This window comes from Kitasatospora terrestris, assembly GCF_039542905.1.
GTDB lineage: Bacteria > Actinomycetota > Actinomycetes > Streptomycetales > Streptomycetaceae > Kitasatospora > Kitasatospora terrestris.
This window is the reverse complement of the sequence record NZ_BAABIS010000001.1, coordinates 94,073-114,621: the sequence shown is the minus strand read 5'-3', so window position 1 is coordinate 114,621 and position 20,549 is coordinate 94,073. Positions and strand designations below refer to the sequence as shown.

At 73.5% G+C, this 20,549-nt stretch carries 17 protein-coding genes and 1 pseudogene; 9 read left to right on the top strand and 9 right to left on the bottom strand.

What is annotated here, in order from left to right; all coding sequences use genetic code 11:
* The first annotated feature begins 65 nt into the window (after window positions 1–65).
* The 4 genes from ABEB06_RS00545 to ABEB06_RS00525 all read left to right on the top strand — a co-directional run bounded on the left by ABEB06_RS00545 (window position 66) and on the right by ABEB06_RS00525 (window position 6,058).
* Window positions 66–2,066, top strand: a complete 2,001-nt coding sequence (locus ABEB06_RS00545; RefSeq protein WP_345694740.1) for an N-acetylmuramoyl-L-alanine amidase — start codon at window positions 66–68, stop codon at window positions 2,064–2,066.
* A gap of 83 nt (window positions 2,067–2,149) precedes the next feature.
* Entirely contained in the window at window positions 2,150–3,697 is a 1,548-nt protein-coding gene (locus ABEB06_RS00540; RefSeq protein WP_345694739.1) for a C39 family peptidase, read from the top strand.
* 168 nt (window positions 3,698–3,865) lie between these two features.
* Window positions 3,866–4,687, top strand: a complete 822-nt coding sequence (locus tag ABEB06_RS39210) for a WhiB family transcriptional regulator (RefSeq protein ID WP_425559561.1) — start codon at window positions 3,866–3,868, stop codon at window positions 4,685–4,687.
* A 546-nt stretch (window positions 4,688–5,233) separates the two neighbouring features.
* Complete coding sequence (locus ABEB06_RS00525; RefSeq protein ID WP_345701704.1) at window positions 5,234–6,058, top strand: YihY/virulence factor BrkB family protein; 825 nt, start codon at window positions 5,234–5,236, stop codon at window positions 6,056–6,058.
* 266 nt (window positions 6,059–6,324) lie between these two features.
* Here ABEB06_RS00525 and ABEB06_RS00520 read toward each other — a convergent pair whose 3' ends face one another.
* Together ABEB06_RS00520 and ABEB06_RS00515 are read right to left on the bottom strand one after the other, a co-directional pair.
* Complete coding sequence (locus tag ABEB06_RS00520; protein ID WP_345694738.1) at window positions 6,325–6,975, bottom strand: response regulator; 651 nt, start codon at window positions 6,973–6,975, stop codon at window positions 6,325–6,327.
* Complete coding sequence (locus tag ABEB06_RS00515) at window positions 6,972–8,120, bottom strand: sensor histidine kinase (RefSeq protein ID WP_345694737.1); 1,149 nt, start codon at window positions 8,118–8,120, stop codon at window positions 6,972–6,974. Before ABEB06_RS00515 ends, ABEB06_RS00520 begins: the two co-directional genes overlap by 4 nt.
* Before the next feature lie 132 nt (window positions 8,121–8,252).
* Between ABEB06_RS00515 and ABEB06_RS00510 the strand changes: the two genes are divergently transcribed.
* Both ABEB06_RS00510 and ABEB06_RS00505 read left to right on the top strand, forming a co-directional pair.
* Window positions 8,253–8,981 carry a class I SAM-dependent methyltransferase gene (locus ABEB06_RS00510; protein WP_345694736.1) on the top strand — a complete coding sequence of 243 codons (729 nt, stop codon included), beginning with the start codon at window positions 8,253–8,255 and terminating at the stop codon, window positions 8,979–8,981.
* Window positions 8,978–9,640: a DedA family protein gene (locus tag ABEB06_RS00505; RefSeq protein WP_345694735.1), complete on the top strand. Its 663-nt coding sequence runs from the start codon at window positions 8,978–8,980 to the stop codon at window positions 9,638–9,640. The genes ABEB06_RS00510 and ABEB06_RS00505 overlap by 4 nt, the downstream gene beginning before the upstream one ends.
* Before the next feature lie 242 nt (window positions 9,641–9,882).
* Here ABEB06_RS00505 and ABEB06_RS00500 read toward each other — a convergent pair whose 3' ends face one another.
* A complete protein-coding gene (locus tag ABEB06_RS00500; RefSeq protein ID WP_345694734.1) occupies window positions 9,883–10,320 on the bottom strand; it encodes a hypothetical protein in 438 nt (145 codons plus the stop codon).
* A gap of 380 nt (window positions 10,321–10,700) precedes the next feature.
* Here ABEB06_RS00500 and ABEB06_RS00495 point away from each other — a divergent pair.
* Window positions 10,701–10,964 (top strand): annotated as a pseudogene (locus ABEB06_RS00495) (hypothetical protein); the annotation flags it as partial.
* 102 nt (window positions 10,965–11,066) lie between these two features.
* Here the strand turns inward: ABEB06_RS00495 and ABEB06_RS00490 are convergent.
* The 5 genes from ABEB06_RS00490 to ABEB06_RS00470 all read right to left on the bottom strand — a co-directional run bounded on the left by ABEB06_RS00490 (window position 11,067) and on the right by ABEB06_RS00470 (window position 15,402).
* Window positions 11,067–13,010 carry a YhgE/Pip family protein gene (locus ABEB06_RS00490; RefSeq protein ID WP_345694733.1) on the bottom strand — a complete coding sequence of 648 codons (1,944 nt, stop codon included), beginning with the start codon at window positions 13,008–13,010 and terminating at the stop codon, window positions 11,067–11,069.
* On the bottom strand, window positions 13,007–13,684 hold the full coding sequence (locus tag ABEB06_RS00485; RefSeq protein WP_345694732.1) for an ATP-binding cassette domain-containing protein: 678 nt from the start codon (window positions 13,682–13,684) through the stop codon (window positions 13,007–13,009). Before ABEB06_RS00485 ends, ABEB06_RS00490 begins: the two co-directional genes overlap by 4 nt.
* 121 nt (window positions 13,685–13,805) lie before the next feature.
* Entirely contained in the window at window positions 13,806–14,204 is a 399-nt protein-coding gene (locus tag ABEB06_RS00480; protein ID WP_345694731.1) for an STAS domain-containing protein, read from the bottom strand.
* Between the two features lie 620 nt (window positions 14,205–14,824).
* Complete coding sequence (locus ABEB06_RS00475) at window positions 14,825–15,166, bottom strand: DUF3140 domain-containing protein (protein ID WP_345694730.1); 342 nt, start codon at window positions 15,164–15,166, stop codon at window positions 14,825–14,827.
* Window positions 15,163–15,402: a hypervirulence associated TUDOR domain-containing protein gene (locus tag ABEB06_RS00470; protein ID WP_345694729.1), complete on the bottom strand. Its 240-nt coding sequence runs from the start codon at window positions 15,400–15,402 to the stop codon at window positions 15,163–15,165. Before ABEB06_RS00470 ends, ABEB06_RS00475 begins: the two co-directional genes overlap by 4 nt.
* Before the next feature lie 531 nt (window positions 15,403–15,933).
* On the opposite strand from ABEB06_RS00470, the gene ABEB06_RS00465 reads away from it, so the two are divergent.
* Window positions 15,934–16,290: a hypothetical protein gene (locus ABEB06_RS00465; RefSeq protein ID WP_345694728.1), complete on the top strand. Its 357-nt coding sequence runs from the start codon at window positions 15,934–15,936 to the stop codon at window positions 16,288–16,290.
* Between the two features lie 444 nt (window positions 16,291–16,734).
* Here ABEB06_RS00465 and ABEB06_RS00460 read toward each other — a convergent pair whose 3' ends face one another.
* A complete protein-coding gene (locus ABEB06_RS00460) occupies window positions 16,735–18,030 on the bottom strand; it encodes an MFS transporter (protein WP_345694727.1) in 1,296 nt (431 codons plus the stop codon).
* 1,309 nt (window positions 18,031–19,339) lie between these two features.
* Between ABEB06_RS00460 and ABEB06_RS00455 the strand changes: the two genes are divergently transcribed.
* Entirely contained in the window at window positions 19,340–20,371 is a 1,032-nt protein-coding gene (locus ABEB06_RS00455) for a YihY/virulence factor BrkB family protein (protein WP_345694726.1), read from the top strand.
* Window positions 20,372–20,549: the final 178 nt, after the last annotated feature.

Sequence of the window (20,549 nt, the reverse complement as noted above, 5' to 3'; positions counted from 1 at the left end):
CCGGGCGCGGACCGATGCACGACCTCGACCTGTTCCGTCCCCTCGTGCGAAGGAGCACTGCACCCATGTCAGAACCGCTCGAACCCTCGCCCCTGTCCCCGCAGCGCAAGCCGGTGCGGGCGCGCACCGCCCTGGCGGCCGCGCTGGCGCTGCTGCCCGCCCTTGCCGTGGTCCCCCCGGCAGGTGCGGCGGAGCCCGGCACCGCGCGAGCGGCGGCGTTCTCGGCAGCGGCCGCCGAATACGGGGTGCCGCTGCAGGTGCTGCTCGGCGTGTCCTACCTGGAGAGCCGCTGGGACGGCCACGGCGGCGCCCCCAGCACCGATGCCGGGTACGGCCCGATGCACCTCACCGACGCCACGGGCGCCCTCGCCACCCTGCCCGGGGGCGGCGACGGTGCCGGCGACGCGCGGGGCAAGGACGACGTGCCGCTCGTGCCGCGGGACCGCCCGGCGGTGGCGGGCACCGCATCGGACGCGGCGGCACCCCGACTGGAGACGCTGCGCGAGGCGGCCCGGTTGACCGGCATCGCGCCGGAGCGGCTGAAGACCGATCCGGTGGCGAACATCCGCGGCGGGGCCGCCCTGCTGGCCGCGCACCAGAAGGCCCTGGGTGAGGCGGCATCCGCCGATCCGGCGGCGTGGTACGGGGCGGTCGCGGCGTACTCGGGGGCGGACGACGAGGCGACGGCACGGCGGTTCGCCGACGACGTCTTCGACGTGATCGCGGAGGGCCCCTCGCGTTCGACGGACGCCGGCGGGGGCGTGGTGTCGCTGGCCGCCGCGCGCGTCACGCCGCGCATCGAGCAACTCGCCCGCCTGCACCTGCGGCCGACCGCGGACGGCGCGACGTGCCCGGCGGGCCTGGGCTGCGAGTGGATCCCGGCCCCGTACCAGCAGTTGTCGCAGGATCCGGGTGACTACGGGAACCACGACCTGTCGAACCGGCCGTTCAACCAGCGGATCGACTACATCGTGATCCACGACACGGAGACGCCGTACGAGCCGACCCTGCGGCTGGTGCAGGACCCGACGTACGTGTCCTGGCACTACACGATCCGTTCCGCGGACGGGCACATCGCGAACCACGTGGATCCGAAGGACACCGCGTGGCACGCGGGGAACTGGTACGTGAACGCGAAGTCGGTGGGGATCGAGCACGAGGGATTCCTGGCCGAGGGCGGCCAGTGGTACACGGAGGCGATGTACCGCAACTCGGCCCGGCTGGTGCGCCACCTCGCCCTGCGGTACGGGGTGCCGCTGGACCGGGCGCACATCGTGGGGCACGACAACGTGCCGGGCACCACCCCGGGCAACATCTCCGGCATGCACCAGGACCCGGGTCCGTACTGGGACTGGTCGCACTACTTCCAGCTCCTGGGCCGCCCCTTCACCCCCACCGGCGACCCGAAGCGGGCCGGGCTGGTGACCATCGCCCCCGACTACGAGGCCAACACGGAGCCGTACTACTGCGGGGCGACGCCGGCGGACCTGTGCCCGGTGCACGGCTCCGCCTCGATCACCCTGCGCACCGAGCCGCGGGACGACGCGCCCCTGGTCACGGACATCGGGATCCGGTCGGGGCCGGGGGACTGGTCGGTGTACAACCACGCGGCCAGGGTCAGTTCGGGGCAGCAGTACGCGGTGGCCGGGCGCAGTGGCGACTGGACGGCGATCTGGTACCTGGGGCAGAAGGGCTGGTTCCGCAACCCCGGGGGGCACCCGGCGGCGGTCGCGGCGTCCGGACTGACGGTGGTGGCGAAGCCGGGGCGCGCCGCGGTGCCGGTGTACGGGCGGGCGTATCCGGAGGCCGCCGCCTACCCGGCGGGCATCAAGCCGCAGGCGGTCGTCCCGCTGCCGTACGTGCTCCTGCCGGGGCAGCGGTACTCCTTCGGTGGGGCGGTGCACGGGGAGTACTACTTCTCCACCACCTTCGACCCGGCGAGCCACACCGTGGTCCGCGGGAACACCGTGTACTACCAGGTGCAGTTCGGTCAGCGGTTCATGTTCGTCAACGCCGACGACGTGCAGCTGGTGCCGAGCTGGACGCCGGTTCCGGCGACCGGTTGAGGCGCGGGTAGCGTGGGTGCCGGCGGCCGGGCCGCCGACACCCTTGACCGGCCCGGGGCGGGCAGGAAGCCAGGACGACTGAGATGACAGGCCACACCGCACGCGGGCCCGCGGCACACACGCAGCCCCAGGGCCGGGCCGAGCAGCAGGGCCGGACCCGGGCCGGGGTGCGGACCGACCTGCCCGGCCGCGTGCGGCACCCGGCGGCCGGGACCGGGGGACAGGTCGCGCTGCACCGCTGGGACGGTGCCGCCGCGTTCGCCTCCGGCACCCTGGAGGGCCTGGCCGTGGCGGACGGTGCCCCGGTGTTCCCCGGACGCACCGCCCTGGTGTGGGAGGCGCCGGCCGGCTCCGCGGTGTACGCGGATCCGTTCGGGCACCGGCCGCGGACCTGGGAGTGGGCCCGGTGGACATCGCCGTGGACGGAAGCCTGCCTCGCCACCCCCCACCCCCACGACCACCAGGACCCCGACGGCCCCGACCGCCCCGACCGCCCCCGGGACGACGGCCGTGACGGCCTCGGCGGGCGCGGTGCGGGGGAGTGGCACGCGCAGGAGTTGGTGCCGTCCTGGTCGGCGACCGGCCCTGCCGGTTGCCGGGTGACGGTGCGTCTGCAGGTCCGGGACGCCGCCGGGGCCGTCTCGGGTTGGTTCACGATGGCGCGCTGGGCCGCGGGCGACGAGGTGGTGCACCGGACGACCGTCCCCGGGCAGGCGGACGCGTTCGGGGCGGTGGACGTGGACACGTTCACCGCTGCCCCCGGGCGGCCGGTCGCGGCGTTCCGGGTCCGGGCGGTGGTCCACCGCCTGGCCGAGGAGGCACCGGCCGACCCGCCCGCCGGCACCGGCGCGCACCCCAAGCCCGGCCCGGGCAGCGACACCGACGGCGGTCCGGACGCTTCCACGGCCGGCCCGGCAGGGGACGCGGTGGCGGACGTGCTGCCGGCGCTGCACTCGCTGGCCGTTCTCGCCTCCCGTGCTCCGGCGCCGCCCCTGGGAGCAGTGAGCGGGCCGGGCGGAGGGTGGGGCACGGTGCTGGACGTGCCGCGGCGTTCGCAGGAGGTCCACACCGGCCACTGCCCCCAGTACGACGGCGGCGGCGAGGCCTGGGCCGGCCCGGCGTGCACCGCGATGCTCACCGCCTACTTCGGCCGCGGACCCGCCGCCGACGACCTCACCTGGCTGGACCCGCACGACCCCGCCCCGGACGTCGACTTCACCGCCCGAGCGGTGTACGACTACGCCTACCGCGGCTGCGGGAACTGGGCGTTCAACGCCGCCTACCCCGCCCGCTGGGGCCTGCTCGGCCTGGTCACCCGCCTGCGCTCGCTCGCCGAGCTGGAACGGTTCATCCTCGCCGGGATCCCCGTCGCCACCGCCCAGGCCGCACGCAGCAGCGAGCTCGGCGGCTACACCAGCGCCGGCAACATCATGGTCGTGTGCGGCTTTACCCCCCACGGCGACGTCGTCGTCAACGACCCCCTGTCACCCACCGACGAAACGGTCCGCCGCACCTACCCGCGAACCGACTTCGAACGCGTCTGGCTGACCGGCGGCGGCGTCGTCTACCTCCTCCACCCACCCGACCACCCGCTCCCCGCACCCGTCCCCGGACACCCCGCCAACTGGTGACCCGCTCGACCCGCCTCCTCGGCAGCAGCGGATCCCGGCCGACGCAGACGCTGCGCAAATGATGCAAGTCGAACCGCGCCTCCCACGCTCACGATCATGAACTCCTCCTGGACCGCTGTCCCCCCGCAGACCTCCGAGGTCGCGGACAGAAGCTGAGAGGAACGGGCGATGCGTGAGGAGAGGAACGGGACCGATCCGCTGCGGGACCTCCCCTGCCCGCCGCAGGTCCGGCAGACGGCCTGGCGGGAACGCGCCGCCTGCCGGTCCGAGGACCCGGAGCTGTTCTTCCCGATCGGCATCGACGGCCCGGGCCTTCTCCAGGTCCAGCGGGCCAAGGCCGTCTGCGCGCGCTGCCCGGTCATCGCCGAATGCGCCGACGCCGCGATGGCAGCCGGCGAGTCCCACGGCGTCTGGGGAGGCATGGACGAGAAGGAGAGGCGAGACCTCTCCCGCACGCGGAACGCGAAGTCCCCGCACGGCCGTCGAACCCTGACACCCGCGGTCGTCCGGGCTGCCGAGCAGGACGTCCGGACGGCGGCGTTCCGCCTCCCCGGCGCAACGGCGTGGCTCGACGACGCCGGGCCGCACAGCGGTCCGATGGTCGCCGAGGTCTGGGTCTTCGACCCCGCCGAGGGCAAGGTCCTGCTCGTCGACCACCGCTGGCGCGGCCTGGTTCCCCCGGGAGGGAAGGTGGAACCCGGCGAGACGCCCCGGCGCGCGGCCGCCCGCGAACTCCTCGAGGAGACGGGCCTGTCGGCCGTGCTGCTCCACAAGCCCGCCATGGCCTCCGTCCGGCGCTTCCGCGAGGACTCCGGGGAAACCACCCTCTGTCTCACCTACGCGGCCCTGGCCGACCTGGCGACCAGACTGCGCTGCGAACCGGGCCAGCCCGCACGCTGGTTCGACATCGACCACCCCTGGCCCTGCGAGCACCCCCAGGACCGGGCCCACATGCGCAGCTACTTCGCCCCTCTCACCGGGCGTCGGTGACGGCAGCGACCGGCCCGCAAGGTCCGTGGGGCCGCTCGGACGCTCCCGGCAGTGGAACGACGACCACGTCCCAAGCACGCGCAGGGGGTCGGCGGCGACCGTGGTCCGGATCCGGATCCGGATCCGGATCCGGATCCGGGTGCGGCTGTGGACACCCGCGCCGTGGCCGCGGGTGTCCACCGGCCTGGCGGTCCACCACGCGGGGGAGTTGCCGGACAACCTTCCTCCGGGCCTCGGCCCGATTGCTGCCGCCCGCCGCCGTGCGACTGCGGGCCCTCCCGTCCGCCGTGCACGGCATGCCGGTGGCCGCGCCTGGCGTGGCCGACTGGGGAGGTCTGCGGCTTGTTTCGCCGGGAGGTCGGCCGGCGGTCGGGGTGTGGCCTTCGGCGCGGCGGGGCGCCGGACGGTTTCCCGCTGCGCGGGGCGGGAATCGGGCTCGTGCGGCCACTCGGGCGCGGTCCTGCGGGTGGACGGGAGTTTTCGGTGGTTCGGTCGTCGGTCGGCAGCGGGCGGGGGTGGCGTGCGCTGCGGCGCACGCCGGTGACGATGTGGAACGACGACATCACCGACTACGCGGCGGCACTGACGTACTACGCGATCCTGGCGGTCCTCCCCGCTCTGCTGGCCACGGTGGTCGGCTTCGCTCTGGTCAGCCCGCGAGCGGCCCGGGACGCGGCAGCGCATCTGGCCGGCCTGGTGCCCGGCCAGGCCGGCGACGACCTGGGCGGGGTACTGACCCAGGCACTGGGGCACGGTTCGACCGGCTGGACACTGCTCGGGGCGGGCACCGTGAGCGCGCTCTGGTCGTGCTGCAGCTATCTCGCGGTGTTCCGCCGGGCGCTGCACCGGATGCACCGCACCACCGATCGGCGCTCGCCGCTGCGGACGGCGCCGCGGATCGTGGCGACGGCCGCTGTCCTGCTGGTGCTGCTGGCGGTGAGCGCCGTGGTGTTGATCGTGAGCGGTCCCGTGGCCGAGGCAGCGGGCCGGATGCTGGGCCTGGGCAGGACGGGGCCGCTGGTGTGGTCGGTGGTGCGCTGGCCGGTGCTGCTGCTGGTGGTGGCGGCGCTGGTGCTGATCGTCTTTCGGACCGGACCGGCACCGGCGTGGCGGTCCCGGGCCGGTGTGCCGGGCGGCGCTCTGGCAGCCGGTCTGTGGCTGCTCTTCTCGGCCGGCTTCGCGCTGTACACAAGCGTTCTCGGGACCTACAGCCGCCTGTACGGCTCGCTGGCGGGAACGGTGGTGTTCCTGATCTGGCTCTGGCTCTCCAACCTGGCGCTCCTCGCCGGCGCGCAGTTCACGGCGGAACTGCACCGCGCCGCAGCCGGGCCGTCCGTCGTCACCGCGCCCGAGCCCGCCACCAGGTCCTAGAGATCGCACCGCGCCGATCGAAGACACCGACCCGGCGGTGCAGCCCTGCACCAGGAAGAGCGGGAACGGGCCGTCGCGTACCCGGCGGTGTCCAGTGCGTAGCCGCCGCTGAGCAGACCGGCCGGGACAACGACCGGAAGCATCGCCCAGCTGAGCAACCCGGCCGAGCGGCCGACCGCCCGGTTTCGACCGTGCGGCCCACAAGCGACGGAACACGGTCGAGTGAGGACCGGCAGCCATTCGACGGTGCTGTGCTGGGGCGGATTTCAGCGTGCGAGGCCCGCGTCGCGGGCCAGGAGCGCGGCCTGGACGCGGTTGGTGACGCCCAGGGCGGTCAGGATGCGGCTGACGTGGGATTTCACCGTGCTCTCCTGCATCCCGAGGGCTCTGGCGACCTCGGCGTTGGTGTCCCCCTGGGCGAGCAGGGCCAGGACGTCCCTCTCGCGTGGAGTCAGGTCGTCGATGCGGGCCCGCGCCTGGACAGCCCGGGGACGGCTCGTGTGGTGGTAGCGGTCGATGAGGCGGCGGGCGGCGGCGGGGTGGAGCATGGCGGAGCCGGCGGCGACGAGGTGGACGGCGCGCAGGATTTCGGCCGGGTCGGTGTCCTTGAGGAGGAACCCGTCGGCTCCGGCGGCCAGCGCGTCGTAGACGTACTCGTCGAGGTCGAAGGTGGTCAGGGTGATGACCTTCGGTGGGTGCGGCAGTGCGCGCAGGCCCTTGATGGCGGTGATGCCGTCCATGCGGGGCATGCGGACGTCGACCAGGGCGACGTCGATCCGGTGGGCGGTTGCCTGCTCGATGGCGTGGAGGCCGTCGGTGGCCTGGGCGACGACACTGATGGTGTCGTCGCCGTCGAGGAGGTCGGTCAGTCCGAGGCGGACGAGGGCGTCGTCGTCGACGATCATGGCGCGGATCACGTACGGGGACCGTTCTCTTCGGTGACGGGGTGGGGGATCCGGGCGGCCAGACGCCAGGTGCCGGCGCCGCCGGGCCCGGCGTCCAGGTGCCCGCCGAGTGCTTCGACCCGCTCGCGCAAGCCGATCAGGCCGAAGCCGGAGGCGACGGGCCCGGCCCCGGTCAGGTCGGTACCGGGCGGGTTGGTGACCTCGACCACGGTGGCGGGCGGCGCGTAAGTGATGCGGACGCCGACCGGTGCGCCGGGGGCGTGCTTGCGGGCATTGGTCAGTGCCTCCTGGACGAGCCGGTAGACGGCCAGCCGGTGCGCAGCGGGCGCCTGCGCAGGGCTGCCCTCCACGGTCACGCGGATCACCTGCCCGGCCGACCGAGCCTGCTCGATCATCTCTTCGACGTCGCGCAGGACAGGTGCGGGCGGCTCCGCGGCAGGGACCGGCTCGGTGGTGCGCAGGGCGCCGAGCACGTCCCGCAGGTCGGTCAGGGCGTCGGTCGAGGCGGTGCGCAGCAGGCCGAGGCGTTCGACGACGGGTCCGGGCAGCGTGTCCCTCCTGGTGGCCAGGATCCCGGTGTGCAGGGCGATCAGGCTGAGCCGGTGGGCGAGGACATCGTGCATCTCCGCCGCGATAGCGGAACGCTCCGCCAGCCGTACGGCCTGTTCCCGCAGTTCCCGCTCGGTCCGCAAATGCTCCACCTGGGCGTGCAGCGCCTGGACCAGGCGGCGCCGGTTCCCCATCCACAGCCCGCCGATCACGGCCAGCAGCAGGAAGAGCGTCGAGCCGTACTGCTGCGGGACCCACAGGGACGTGGCCGGGTGCAGGACGGCATTGCCGGCAAGCGCCAGGACCGAGCAGACCAGGGCCGCGCGCAGGCGCCGCCGGTCGGCGAGATCGAACAGGGCGACCAGGAACAACGGCAGCCCGGGCCACCCCCACACGCCCGTGGTCACCGTGGTCAGGGCCGGAGCGAGCCACCACACCCCCCGGCCCCACAGCAGGGCCAGCCCGCACGCCACCAGCGCCCCGCTGCGGACGGTGACGTACGGGCCACCACCGGACGCCGCCCCGTTCTGAACAGCACCCAAGGTCAGCACCACCACCAGCGCGTAGCGCCCGTACCTGGCCCATCTGCGGCTTCGTTCCCGTTCCACCTGTGCAGCGTAAACAGGTGACCACCTGTTCCACCGCCGACGTTCCGCCATGACAACCCCCTACTTTCGTAGGGGGAGACGGTCGCACAAGGAGTGATCCGCAGGGCTGCAGGCGTCTCTAGCGTCGAAGCCATGGACAACTGGACCACCTCGCACGACCGCGTCCTCGCACAGCGCAACTCCGAGGGCTGGACGTTCCTCATCGAAGCCGTCCGCGACCTGCGCACCACCGGAGCCGTCGCTCCCAGCAGCAAGGCGCTCGCCCGCCTGCTCACCGACCCGGTCCAGCAGCACGGGCCGCACCCCCTGAACGTCCTGGAGGCGGGCGCGGGCACCGGCTCGGTCACCCGCACCCTGGTTCCCCGCCTCTCCCCGGGCAGTCGACTGGACATCGTCGAGGCCAATGCCCGCTTCGCCTCCCGGCTGCGCCACCTCGTCCGCACCCATCCGCAACTGGCCGGCGAGAACGAACGGGTCCGCGTCCACCACGCCCGCGTCGAACAGCTCGACACCGGGCGCCCCTACGACGTCATCGTCTCCGGCCTGCCGTTCACCAACTTCACCCCCGCCCAGGTCGAGACGGTCATGAACCGGTACATGCAACTGCTCCACCCCGGCGGCACCCTCACCTACTTCGCCTACCGCGGCACCCGCTACGCCCGCGTCCTGACCTCCTCCCGCGCCGAGGTCCGCCGTCACCGGGCCGTCGAAGAAGTCCTCGCCGGCTACCAGCGCCGGTACGCCACCGGCTGCTGGACCGTGTGGGGCAACCTGCCCCCGGCCGACGTCTGGCAACTGCGCCGCCCGCTTCACCCGTCCGCGCCCGCAGTGCGGGGCATCACGGCGGGAGCGGCCCGGTGAACACGCTGACCGGACTGATCGGCCACGTCCCCGCTCCGGCCGCCTACACGATCCTGGCCGTCGCGGTGCTGGCCGAGTCCGTGCTGCTGCTCGGCGCGTTCATCCCGACCCTGGCCCTCCTGCTGGCCTCCGGCGCCTTGGCCCGCACCGGTGACCTGAACCTCGTCCTGGTCATCGCCACCGCCGCAGGCGCGGTCGTGGCCGGTGACGCACTCGGCCACCGTACCGGGCACCTCCTGGGCAGCCGCCTGCGCACCGGCCGCCTCGGCCGCCGCATCCCCGCCCCCGCCTGGCAACGGGCCCAGACGCTCATGGCCCGGCGCGGCGGCCAGGCCGTCCTCCTCTCCCGTTTCGTCCCCGTCGTACGAACCCTCACCCCGCACCTGGCGGGGGCGATCCGCCTGCCCTACCGGCGCATCGCCCCCTACAGCCTGCTTGCAGCCCTCTTGTGGGCCGGCACGGAAGCCACCGCCGGATACGCCGCGGCCACCTCGTTCCAGCACGTCATCACCTACGGCGGCCCGGCCCTCGCCGCCGCAGCAGCAGTGACCGCCACCGTCGCACTGGCCGCGCACAAGGTCCGACACCGCAGGCGGGCCCGCCCGGCCGACCGCGAGAATCCCCCCGCGCCCACCACCGCGGCCGTCCTGCACACCTGAGGGCACCGGGCGAACGGTCCGGTCCCCTCACCGCCCCCGCCACCCGGTCGACTGGTTGGACGGCCACAACGTCGAACACCGCGCCCCGCGCCGCCGGCCCGCGCGTCGGCGGACAGTCGGTGCGGCCGTGTCCGGGATGGTCAGGCGATATGCCGCCACCGTCCGGTTCGGGAACGGCCCGTAGGCTCCCGACCTGCCGGGACATCACCTGGCGCGCGGTCAGCAGCGCAAGGCTTCGTGGATCACGATCCCACCGTCCCACCACCTCGCCGGCAGGCGCTTTGCGACGCACGAGAGCCTGGCGGCCGCGAGGGCTTCCGGACACGAGTGCGCGGCAGATCGAGGAGGTCGAGGACCTTTACCACGCCGAACCCAGCGAGATCACACGAGATCACAGGGGCGTAGGGGCGCCGTGCCGGGAGCGCGGTGCGGCCGATCCGGTCGGGCTGGAGATCGGCGGGCAGCACGGCCAGGGAACCTGCCACGACCGCCACGGACCACCCCCGGCGCAGGCCGCGACGCTCCGGCCCGGCCACCACGGGTTCCAGGCCCACCGCGATGAACACCGCGAGCAGCAGGAGTGTGAGCAGCGAGGTCAGCTGGAGCACCGCGTCCACCAGGTGCCAGGCCAGGAGGGCCCCCACGCTCAGCGCGAAACCGGCCCGGAACCAGGACTTCACCTGCCCGGGTCGGCGTCCCGGCGCTGGGATCCGGGTCCGCGGTTCGGCCGCGCGCCGGGTCGGCGTCAGATCGTGGGTGTGTTCCCGGCGGACACCTCAGCTTCCACAGCTCCTCCTCGATGCCAGGACCGGCCGGCTGCCGAGTCCGCAGCCCTGGGCCGTCTGCCCCGCAGTGCGACCGGGAAGCATCGCAGCCCTGCGCCGCCCCTCCGCTCCGGGCCGAGGGGCCGTGCCCGGCAGTCCGCCGGCGCATCGGCGGTCGGTTCACCACATAACCGGATTCCTGCGTAGCGTTTACGCCGGGGAGGAATCCGGGTTCCCGCGTAGCGGGTCAGGGGTGGCCGACGGCAGTGGGAGCGGCCTCGAGCACGTGCAGGATCTCAGCCGGTCGGTGCATCGGCATCGACTGGGGTGTGGGGGAGACCGCGACCACGACCAGCGATGCGCACGACCTGCCGCACGCCGAGCACGGCAGGAAGGCCCGGGCGAAGCTGACCCGGTACGACCGGATGACGGCCCGGCGCAAGCACCGCCTGCCGCTGTCCGAGCGCACCTGCACGTGCACCGCGTGCGGAGCTGTCTCCCCGAGGGACAAGAATTCCGCCCGCGTGATGCTCATCCGGGCTGGACTCGTACCCGGCTGACGTCGAGGGCGTAGGACACGGCGGTCCGCGGGGCCGCCATGCAGCCCGAGTCAGAAATCCACCGTCCGAAGGCGGAATCCCCCGCCTTCGGACGGGGAGCAGTCAAAGCTGGATGTCCGGGTGCAGCCGGGCCACGGTCCACAGCCGCTGCCGGCGGATGACCAGTGCTGACAGCGCGAGGCACACCAGGCCGAAACCGCCCAGCACCGCGGCATCACGGACCAGGTGGCTCACGAGGCCGCCGGAGACGGTCACCCGCAAGCCGTCGACCAGGTAGGTCATGGGCAGCAGCGGGTGCAGCGCCTGGAAGAACGCGGGAGCGGTGGCCATCGGGTACAGGCCTCCCGAGGCGGTGAGCTGGAGGATCAGCAGCACCACCGACAGCGCGTCGCCGGCCACTCCCAGGGCGGTCCGCAGGAGGTGGTCGACCGCCACGAACGACCCGGCGGCCAGCACCACCAGGGCCGCGGTGGCCACCGGGTGGACCGGGTCGAGGCCGAGGGTCAGGTCGACCACGCCGTAGAGGACCAGGGCCGCCACCGTGCCCAGGGCTGCGGCCGGCAGCCAGCCGGCCACCGCGAGGCCGACCGTGCCCGTGCGCCCGGCCAGGGCCCGGCGGTTGACCGGTCGTAGCAGGAGGTAGGCGAAGAGGCCGAAAACCCACAGGGCGATGCCGATGAAGAACGGTGCGAGGCCGCGGCCGTACACCCCGGCGGGGTGGAGGTTGTGCCGGTCGATGTGCACGGGCGAGCCGAGCACCTCGGCGGCGTGGTCCACCTGCTGGGCGTCCAGCACCGGGATCCGGTTCAGCTGGTCGTCCACCGTGCGGGAGAGGTCCGCGGCGCCGCCCCGGGCCTGGTCGGCAGCGCTGTTCAAGACGTCCGCTCCCTGTTGAAGAGTGGCGAGCCCCCGGGTGAGCGTTCCGGTGCCGGTGGCGATCGACTGCGCCCCCGCGTCGACCAGCCGCAACGGAGCTTGCAGGGCGGCCGTCTGCTGCTGCAGTGCCCCGGACTCCTGTCGGAGGTTCTGCGCACTCTGCCGGGCGCGGTGCGCGTCGGCGGCCGCGGTGGTGGCCCGGTCGTCGATCCGTCCGGCTGCGGCGTCCGCCGACTGCGCGTCGCGCAGCGCCAGTTGGAAGGCCGCGTCCCGGGCCAGCTCCGGGTGGCGGTCGGCGAACCGCTGGAGGTCGGTGACGGCTGCGGCCGTGCCGTGGCGGACCTGGGAGGTGCCGTCGTGCACCGCGTCCGTGCCCGCTGCAGCCAGGCCCGCGGCGTCGGACAGGACGTCTGCCAGCGACGGGAGCTGACTGCTCACGGTGTTGTTCAGCCGGTCGGCGGCCGAGTCGATCCGGTGCACCGCCTGACTGATCTGGTCGGCCCCGGTGGCCAGTTGGGACGAGCCGGTGTGGGCGTCGGCGGCGGCGGAGGCGAAGGTGGTGCCGGCCTGCCGGGCGGTGGTGGTGGCATCGGCCAGCCGGTGTGCACCGTCCGAGGCCACCCGCAACTGGTCACGGACGGTGGAGAGTTCGCCATAGAGGCCGCGTACGTAGGCCGCGTGGGTCGCGGAGTCGATCTGCGCCTCCAGCTTGGACTGGACGACCTCCGTCATCACGCCGGCGATGTAGTTGTTGGCGTCGTTGAGCTCCATCCGGATCCCGGCCCGTTCGGGCCGGGGGTCGGCTCCGGTGGCCAGGCGGCTGCTGAAGTCGGCGGGGATCTCGATGGTGAAGGCGTAGCGGCCGCTGCGCAGCCCGGCGGCGGCCGTGGCCTGGTCCACGAACCGCCAGCCGAAGGTGCCGGACGCCTTGAGCTGCTGGACCACCTGCTCGCCCGCCCGGAGGGACTGGCCCTGCGAGGTGACGGCGGGGCGGTCCAGGTCGACCACGGCGACCGGGATCCGGCCGGTCTTGCCGTACGGATCCCAGTTGGCCCACAGGTACATGGCGCCGTAGAGCAGCGGGACCAGGCAGAGCAGCAGCGGGACGAACCGTCGCAGCGGCCCACGGAAGCGGAGCAGTTCGAGGAGGGCCAGTCGCAGGGCGGTCACGCGGCGGCCCCCTTGCCGGACGGCCGGGCGGTCGGGCAGGTGGTCGGGCGGTGATCTGCGCTGCGCGCGGGCGGGGCGGCCGGGAGCCGGTCCGCACTGCGGGCGGGCAGGGAGAGCAGGACCGTGTCCGGTCCGGCGTCCGCGGGCGGCTGGAGGGCCGACGCCAGTACGGTGCAGCCGCATGCGCGGACGGCTTCGAGCCCCTGCCACGCCCGGTGGCGATCGGCGTCCGGCAGGCCGTCGTCCACCCCGTCCACCACCAGTCCCGCCGGCCGGGCCGCGAAGGCGAGCGCCACGGCGAGCTGCAGCGCCTCCAGCGGGGCGAGATCCTCCGCCAGGGCCCTGCCGCGCAGGTGGCGCAGGCCGACCAGTCGGGCCGCCTCGACGATCCTGCGCGGCGTGGCCCCCTGTTCGAGCCAGCGCCGCTCGGCGACCAGTTCGCGCACGCGCAGCCGGACCTCCAGGCCCACCGCCGGTTCCGCGCGAGCCACCGCCACGGCTTGCCGGGCCCGGATGCGTCCGGCCGCCCGGCCGGCGTCGACCCGGACGACTCCCGAGCTGGGCCGCATCCGGCCGGCCAGGGTCAGCAGCAGGGCGGTCCGACCCGATCCGGCCGGGCCGTGGGCCACGAGCAGCCCGCCTGCCGGGACGTCCAGGTCGACGCCCTCGAACACCGGTCCCCGGGGGCCGCGAAGGCCGGCACCCCGGGCCGTCACCTCTACACCACGTATCTCCACTACCCGCGAGTAACCCGATCGGGAGGGAGCATGCGCAGTCCCGGTGAGATGTGCCGCTTCAGTCTTCGGTGACGGGGTGGGGCATCTCGAGCCCGAGGGAAGCCACCGCGGACTCGACGTCCGGGTGGACCTGCTGGGTCAGACCGATCCCCGTGAGGCGGAACAGCTGGTCGACCTGCGGCGTCAGCCCCACGAGGGTCAGGCTGCCCTCCTCGGCCCTGGTGGCGCGTACCGCCCGGATGATGACGTTCAGACCGGAGGAGTCCATGAACGGCACGCCGCCCAGGTCCAGGACGAGGTGGCGGCGGCCGTGCGCCAACTGGTTGGAGAGGTGCACGTACAGCAGCGGGCCGGTCGCGACGTCCAGCTCGCCGGTGACCGTGAGCACGGCCAGCTCGTCCCGGGCGACACAGGAAACGCTCAGCGCGAGCGCGGTGACAGGAGTGGCTGCGGACATCAGGGGTCTCCTCGGGGCTCATCCGGCCAGGGCGCCGACCCTTCTGCCCCGGCTCGGCGATCTCATGCCGTCCGGAAGAGACGCCCGGCCGACAGGGCGTCAGCGGGTCGGCCGGAACAGGGCGAGCGGACCGCTCGCCCTCGTGGTCTGCCAGCGCTGCGGGGATCCCCCTGCGGGTAGCTCGCCAGGACGTCGCCCACCGAAGCGGCGTCACTCGCACCGCGGACGAGCGCGGCCGGAACGACGCACACCTTCCCCGACGAGGGCGGCGGCCCCCACGCCGGCCCTCACCCGCCCCCCCCGAGGCAGTAACGGGCACCGAGGTGGACGGCAGGTGACCGCCAGCGGCACGCACGGCGCTGCGGCACGCCCGTGCGCTCGGCCGGCCGGTCAGCCGGTCGGTCGGCGGTGGAGTCGGGCTTTCCTCCAGGCCGCCAGTTCTGGCTCGGTCAGGGACCATCGGGCGTACGGACTTCGAGGCACAGATGCGGGCGAGATGGACCGCGCACGCCCGGTTGCTGAAGGCATGGCCTCGACACCCTCACCTGCGAATAGTGACTGTGCGGCGGTCAGATCGGTGTCCGTGTTGCCCGCGGGATCCGTCCTGTGACGGGTGGGGTTCAGTCCTTGAGAGGGTCGTGTCCCCAGTTCATCAGCGAGTACCGCCAGGTGCTCTCCCGGATGTCGCCGTCCGGGCGCTGCGCGAGGTGGCGTTTGATGTAGCCGGTGACTTTCCGCATGTGGGCGAGATCGTCGTCGGTGAGGTCGGCTTTCGCGGTGTTGAGGATGCGGACGATGCGCCGCCCGGACGCATGGCCGGTGCTCTCGCCACCGTGCTTGTGCTGGCCGGCCTTCCTGGACGTGTCGCCCTGCAGCCAGGAGTCGAGCTGTGAGGGGGTCAGATTGACCAGTCGACGGAAGTCCGCCAGCGTGCGTGACGTGTCCTTGGCGACGCTGGTCATGATCGACTGCCCCGGTGGTCGAGGGATTCGGGCCGGTGGACGGCGGTGCGTCCGGTCTTGTCACTGCGGACCCGGTACTGCGGGTCGTCCGGCGAGGCGTCGACCGTCCGTCCGGCGGCCGACGTACGGGAGGTGATCTTCCCTTCGACCTTTCCCTGCACTGTCTGTCCGTGGCTCCGCCAGGACACGTCATCGCCTTTGCTGAGGTTCTTGTCGCGTCGCTGCCTCTTGCTCATCCCGATGCCTTTCCGAAGGCGCCGACCGTGCGACGGGCCTGCGCGCTCTGCTTGGTTCGTTCGCCCGGGGGTGTCCGCGTTGCCCTGCGGCACGTCGGAGCGTCTACCCGGAGCGCGGTGGCCGAGTCATGGCAGAGCAGGAGCGATAGGCTGCCTGTCCGATGCGGGCGGCGGCCGGTCACGCCGGCGGAAGGGACGACCGGAACCGGGCGATCCAGCAGGCCCGCCGCGCCACTCCCTTGTGCTGCTCACCGACGTCACCGTCCGGCTCGGTGGCGGCCTCACTCCGGCGGTCCAGGCTGCCCTGCCGGTTCACCTTTCGGGCTCGTGGCTGATGCAGGGTTCGGCCGGATGCGGTGTGTCGGGGGCCCGACCGAGAGGGGAGTCGGTCGGGCCCGCCGCACTGGTCGTGTGCCCGGGGGTGGTGTTTTCATGCGAGGCGGCACCGGCTTTCGGTGACGGCCGGAGGAGAGGGCACAGAGGCGGTCGACCGCCGGGCCCCGGGCGGGTGCGCGGGGGAGCCTCTACGTGATGCGCCACGGCCAGTCGTTCGATCCGGATCCGGATCTACAGGACCAGGGCTGCGTCATCTACCCGGGCGGCCGCGAGCCCATGGAGTTGCGGCTGCTGTTCAGACCGTACGCGTTCCTGGAGATCGGCGATGAGGTCGTCGACGCCGGGGGCGACGCGTGGCGCTTCGAACATCCCTGGAGCTGGTACTCCCTCAGCGGACGGACCGGAATGCCGACGTGGCCGCTGAGCCGCTTGACACGCGGAGGACAGCCAGTCGAAGCGAAGACCGTGGTGGCCGAGACGCTGAGCGGATCGCACGCGGCCGAGGAGGCGCGGTGGCGCGGCCTGACAGGGGCCGAGCCGGTCGTGCCCTGAGCACAACCGCGGCTCGAGAGGATGATCCGGGACGACTCGCACTTCATCGTCTCCGCGCAGCGCTGCGTCCTCTGTTCGCAGGCCGTCGCGTGTCTTCACCGAGGACGTCGACTGGCTCGCCTCGCAGGACGCGCAGTACGGGACCGTGCTGCCGATCACGGACGCCGAGGCGACGATCTGGTGGCGGGGTGGTTGAGCCCGCACCGGGTCGGAGGTCGGGGCCCTGGGGGACGGCCGCCGCCATCGGCAGAGCGACTGGCCGAGCGAGGCCGAGGAGCCGTCCGTGTACTGGGACAGCGGCGTCTTCGAGGTACGCGAGGGTCACTCCGCCGCCGCCCATGACCGGCCGGGCGCTTGTGGCCGCGTCGGCACCAGCACATGCCCGAGTCGCAGGACATTTGCGCGGTGTCCCGGTCGGCCGACCGAATCGGCCGGCGCCGTGACCTACCCCGCCGCGCTTGCCGCTCGCCCACCCTCCCTGGCACCCGCGGCGTCCACGGCACCCACGCCATTCGCGTCCGCCGCGCCGCGGCGGAACTCCGGGGTCGAGGCGGCGACCGCGCCCACCGCCGCCAGACACAGCAGACCGCCGCTCACCAGCGCGGCGGCGGCCCCGCCCCATGCCGCGACGGCGCCCGCGCGCAGGTTGCCGAGCTGCGGCCCGGCCTGACCGACGACGGTCTCCGCCGCCGTGACCCGGCCGAGCAACGCGTCCGGGGTGCAGGTCTGCACGATCGTGGTCCGGGCGAGCACCGCCAGCGCGTCCGCACCGCCGGCCACGGCCAGCAGGAGCAGACTCGACCACACCCCGTGGGTCAGGCCGAAGGCCGCCAGCGCGCCGCCCCAGACTGCCGAAGCGGCCAGCATCACCGGACCCGGGCGGCCGAACCGTGTCACCGGCCCCGAGAACGCCGTCGCCACGATCCCTCCCACCGCCAGCGCGGACAGGAACAACCCCAGGGTGCGCGGGTTTCCGCCGATGCGTTCGGCGTTCACCAAGGGGAAGAGCGACAGCGGCATGGACAGCACCGTCGCCGCCAGGTCGGTCAGCAGCGCGCCGCGCACCGCCCGGTGGCGGGTGAGGAACCGGAGCCCGTCCACCACCCCGCCAAGACCCGCCCGCGACGCACCGCCGACCGGCGGCAGCGCCGGCAGTCCGAAGGCGCACGCGAAGGAGACGCCGAAACTCGCCGCGTCCAGCAGGTAGCACACCCCGACGCCCCACCAGCCGAGGACCACGCCCGCCACCGCCGGGCCGACCAGCATCATCGCCTGCCCCGACGCCTGGTTCAGCGCCACGCCCGCAGCGACCTGGTCCTTCGGCAGCAGGCGCGGCACGAACACCCCCGCCGCCGGAGCGCCCAGCGCGCCGAAGGACGCCTGTAGCGCGACCAGCGCCAGGACCACGACCACCGGCACGTGCCCGACGAAGCCCTGGACCGCCAGCAGCAGCGAGCAGGCCGCCTGCCCCGCGTTCCCCAGCAGGTAGATCCGGCGCCGGTCGGCCCGGTCCACCCAGGCCCCCGCGAACAGGCCGACCCCGATCATCGGCAGCGCCTGCGCCAGCCCGACCGCCCCGCTCCACACCGGGCTGCGGGTGCTGTCCCAGACCTGGAACATCACGGTCACCACGGTCATGAAGCTGCCCAGGGTGGAGACCGTCCGGCCGAACAGCAACCACCGGAACAGGCGGGAGGTCCGCAGCGGCCGCAGATCGATCAACGCGCGGGTGAGGCTCACGAGGCGCGCACGGACAAGGAAACGGACAAGGCTACGTTCTCAGGCACGCCGAGAACCCTAGTACTCCGGCAGCGCTTCTCCATTCCCGCTGGTCAAAGGCGCACCACGCACCACTGGATCCGGAGGGCTCCGCCCGGCCGGACCCTGGCGCCGGAGCCGGCCGCGCGTCGGCCCGACTGATGGGCGGCGGCGGCCCGCGCACCGCTGCTCAGCCGGGCGGGCCGTCGAAGGCCGGTACGGCGACTCGTCGTGCACCACCGTGGCGGACGCCGCCGGTCCGGCGGACCGCAGCAACACCGGTCCGGGATCTGGTCCCGGCCGTAGGGGTTTGTCCGGTCCGGCACGGGTGAGGCGGGGTGTGGGCGGGAGACGCGGTCCGGGAGCCCATGGCCCCTGTGCCGGCCTGGGCGATTCCGCCAGGTTCAGACCCGGCCGCCGAGACATCCCTCTCCGGCGGCCGGGGACCTCTTCGGTGGGTTCGGCAACCGGTTCTCCGTCAGCAGCGCGTCTGCGTGCTGCCCGCGCCGCGCTGCGCGGCAGACCCCGCCGGGCGGGTGAGCGCCTCGATCGAGGCGGCACGGCGTTGCCGCATCCGCAGGTCGAACCGCACCCTCACGGGCCCGGCCGTGCAGGTTGCGCTGCGCCTGTGGTGCTGGGCCTGGCGGGGGATATTGCGCCGATCGGGTGGATCCCTGTCGGCACACGAATGCCAAGGGCCCGGGGGAGCAGACGGACCCGTGGTGGGGGCCTGTGCGGCCGCCGAGAACCGCACGCAGGCCCCCTCCCCTCGTCCTCCGGGACGAGCGGAATGCCGGGAGGGAAGTGGGAACGAGCAGTGAACCGGCCCAGCACCCTGCACGGCGGGCGCGTCCGCCTGTGCCACCTGCTGTGGCGTCTCCTGGCCGCGAACCTGCACGGCGCCATGGACCGCGCCCTTCAACACCCGCCCAGGCCGAGGACTCGCTACCGCACCGGAGAACTCGCGCCAGCACTCGGTAGCCCGCCGGGGTGGCACAGCGCCTCGGCTCTCTCTGCAGCCCGAAGACCTTGAGCCACAGGGCAGGGCATGAGCCGTAGGGCGGCTTACGCGCCGGACCGCGGCGCGCTGGTGCGGCACGTAAGCCGCCCTACGGCCCGTGCCAGACGGTACGGCGGGCGGGAGCCGGGTGCCCCCGCAGGGAAATGACGAGACAGTAGCGCTCCCAGGGCAGTGAACTGCCGCCGCGTCCGCGCTGGATGCCGGGCATGGCGGACCCGACGGGGGATACCGCAGCGGTTGGGGGCCAGGGGATCGGAAAGGCGTGCGGGCATGGAATTCACCCACAGGCACGAGGACGACTCCCGCAGGAGGGAGCCCGAGCAGGCGGCGTCGGGCGAGGAGGTGGAGGCCCGGGCGCCCGACAGCCCCACCGACGTGTCCGGCCGGGGTTGGTTCGCAGTGCTCAAGCGCACCGGCAAGGAGTTCCTGGACGACGAACTGCCCGACCGGGCGGCCGCGCTCACCTACTACGGAGTGCTGGCGATCTTCCCCGCCCTGCTGCTGCTGGTCTCGGTGCTCGGCCTGGTCGGCGCCTCCGCCACCAGCCAGGTCCTGGACAACCTGCAGAAGCTCGCCCCCGGTGCCGCCCAGGACATCCTGCGGACCGCAGTCACCCAGCTCCAGGGCAGCCGTGGCACCGGCGGTCTGCTGGCGGTGGTGGGCCTGCTGGGCGCCCTGTGGTCGGCGTCCGGGTACATCGCGGCGTTCATCCGCGCGTCCAACGCCGTGTACGACATCCGTGAGGGCAGGCCGGCGTGGAAGGTCACGCCGCTGCGGCTGGGGCTGACCGTCCTGATGATGGTCATGCTCGCGGCGAGCGCCCTGATCGTGGTGTTCACCGGGCCTCTCGCCAAGCGGATGGGGGACCTGCTGGGGCTGGGCGACACCGCCCTGAAGGTGTGGTCCATCGCCAAGTGGCCGGTCCTGGTGCTCTTGGTGGTACTCATGATCGCGCTGCTGTACTGGGCCGCGCCGAACGTGCGCGGACGGGGCTTTCGCTGGGTCTCGCCGGGCAGCCTGCTCGCCGTCGTCCTGTGGCTGCTGCTCTCCGGCGGCTTCGCCCTGTACGTGGCGAACTTCGGCTCCTACAACAAGACGTACGGCACCCTGGCCGGCGTGATCATCTTTTTGGTCTGGCTGTGGTTGTCCAACCTGGCGATCCTGCTGGGCCTGGAGTTCGACGCCGAGCTGTCCCGCGAACGCGCCATCGAAGGCGGGATGCCGCCCGCCGAAGAGCCCTACGTCCCACCCCGCGACACCCGCAAATGGCCGGACGACACCGACAACGGGAACGGACCGTGAGCCGCGCCGCTGCGAGGGGGAAGCGCAGAGCGGGAAGCGCAAGCCCTGCCCCGGTGAGGAAGGCCGCGCAGGAGCCGGCCGGACCGAGCCGCATCCGTCTCGCCCGTAGGGCTGGGTTCGCCGGGCCCGGCAGGGCAAGGCCGCCGAGCACGGCGCGCGTGGTGGGCGACGGCCGCCC

Excerpts from the sequence above, each read along its gene's own strand:
- ABEB06_RS00545 (WP_345694740.1), top strand. The coding sequence starts at position 66 with ATGTCAGAACCGCTCGAACCCTCGCCCCTGTCCCCGCAGCGCAAGCCG.
- ABEB06_RS00540 (WP_345694739.1), top strand. The coding sequence starts at position 2,150 with ATGACAGGCCACACCGCACGCGGGCCCGCGGCACACACGCAGCCCCAG.
- ABEB06_RS39210 (WP_425559561.1), top strand. The coding sequence starts at position 3,866 with ATGCGTGAGGAGAGGAACGGGACCGATCCGCTGCGGGACCTCCCCTGC.
- ABEB06_RS00525 (WP_345701704.1), top strand. The coding sequence starts at position 5,234 with ATGTGGAACGACGACATCACCGACTACGCGGCGGCACTGACGTACTAC.
- ABEB06_RS00510 (WP_345694736.1), top strand. The coding sequence starts at position 8,253 with ATGGACAACTGGACCACCTCGCACGACCGCGTCCTCGCACAGCGCAAC.
- ABEB06_RS00480 (WP_345694731.1), bottom strand. The coding sequence starts at position 14,204 with ATGTCCGCAGCCACTCCTGTCACCGCGCTCGCGCTGAGCGTTTCCTGT.
- ABEB06_RS00475 (WP_345694730.1), bottom strand. The coding sequence starts at position 15,166 with ATGACCAGCGTCGCCAAGGACACGTCACGCACGCTGGCGGACTTCCGT.
- ABEB06_RS00470 (WP_345694729.1), bottom strand. The coding sequence starts at position 15,402 with ATGAGCAAGAGGCAGCGACGCGACAAGAACCTCAGCAAAGGCGATGAC.
- ABEB06_RS00465 (WP_345694728.1), top strand. The coding sequence starts at position 15,934 with ATGCGCCACGGCCAGTCGTTCGATCCGGATCCGGATCTACAGGACCAG.
- ABEB06_RS00455 (WP_345694726.1), top strand. The coding sequence starts at position 19,340 with ATGGAATTCACCCACAGGCACGAGGACGACTCCCGCAGGAGGGAGCCC.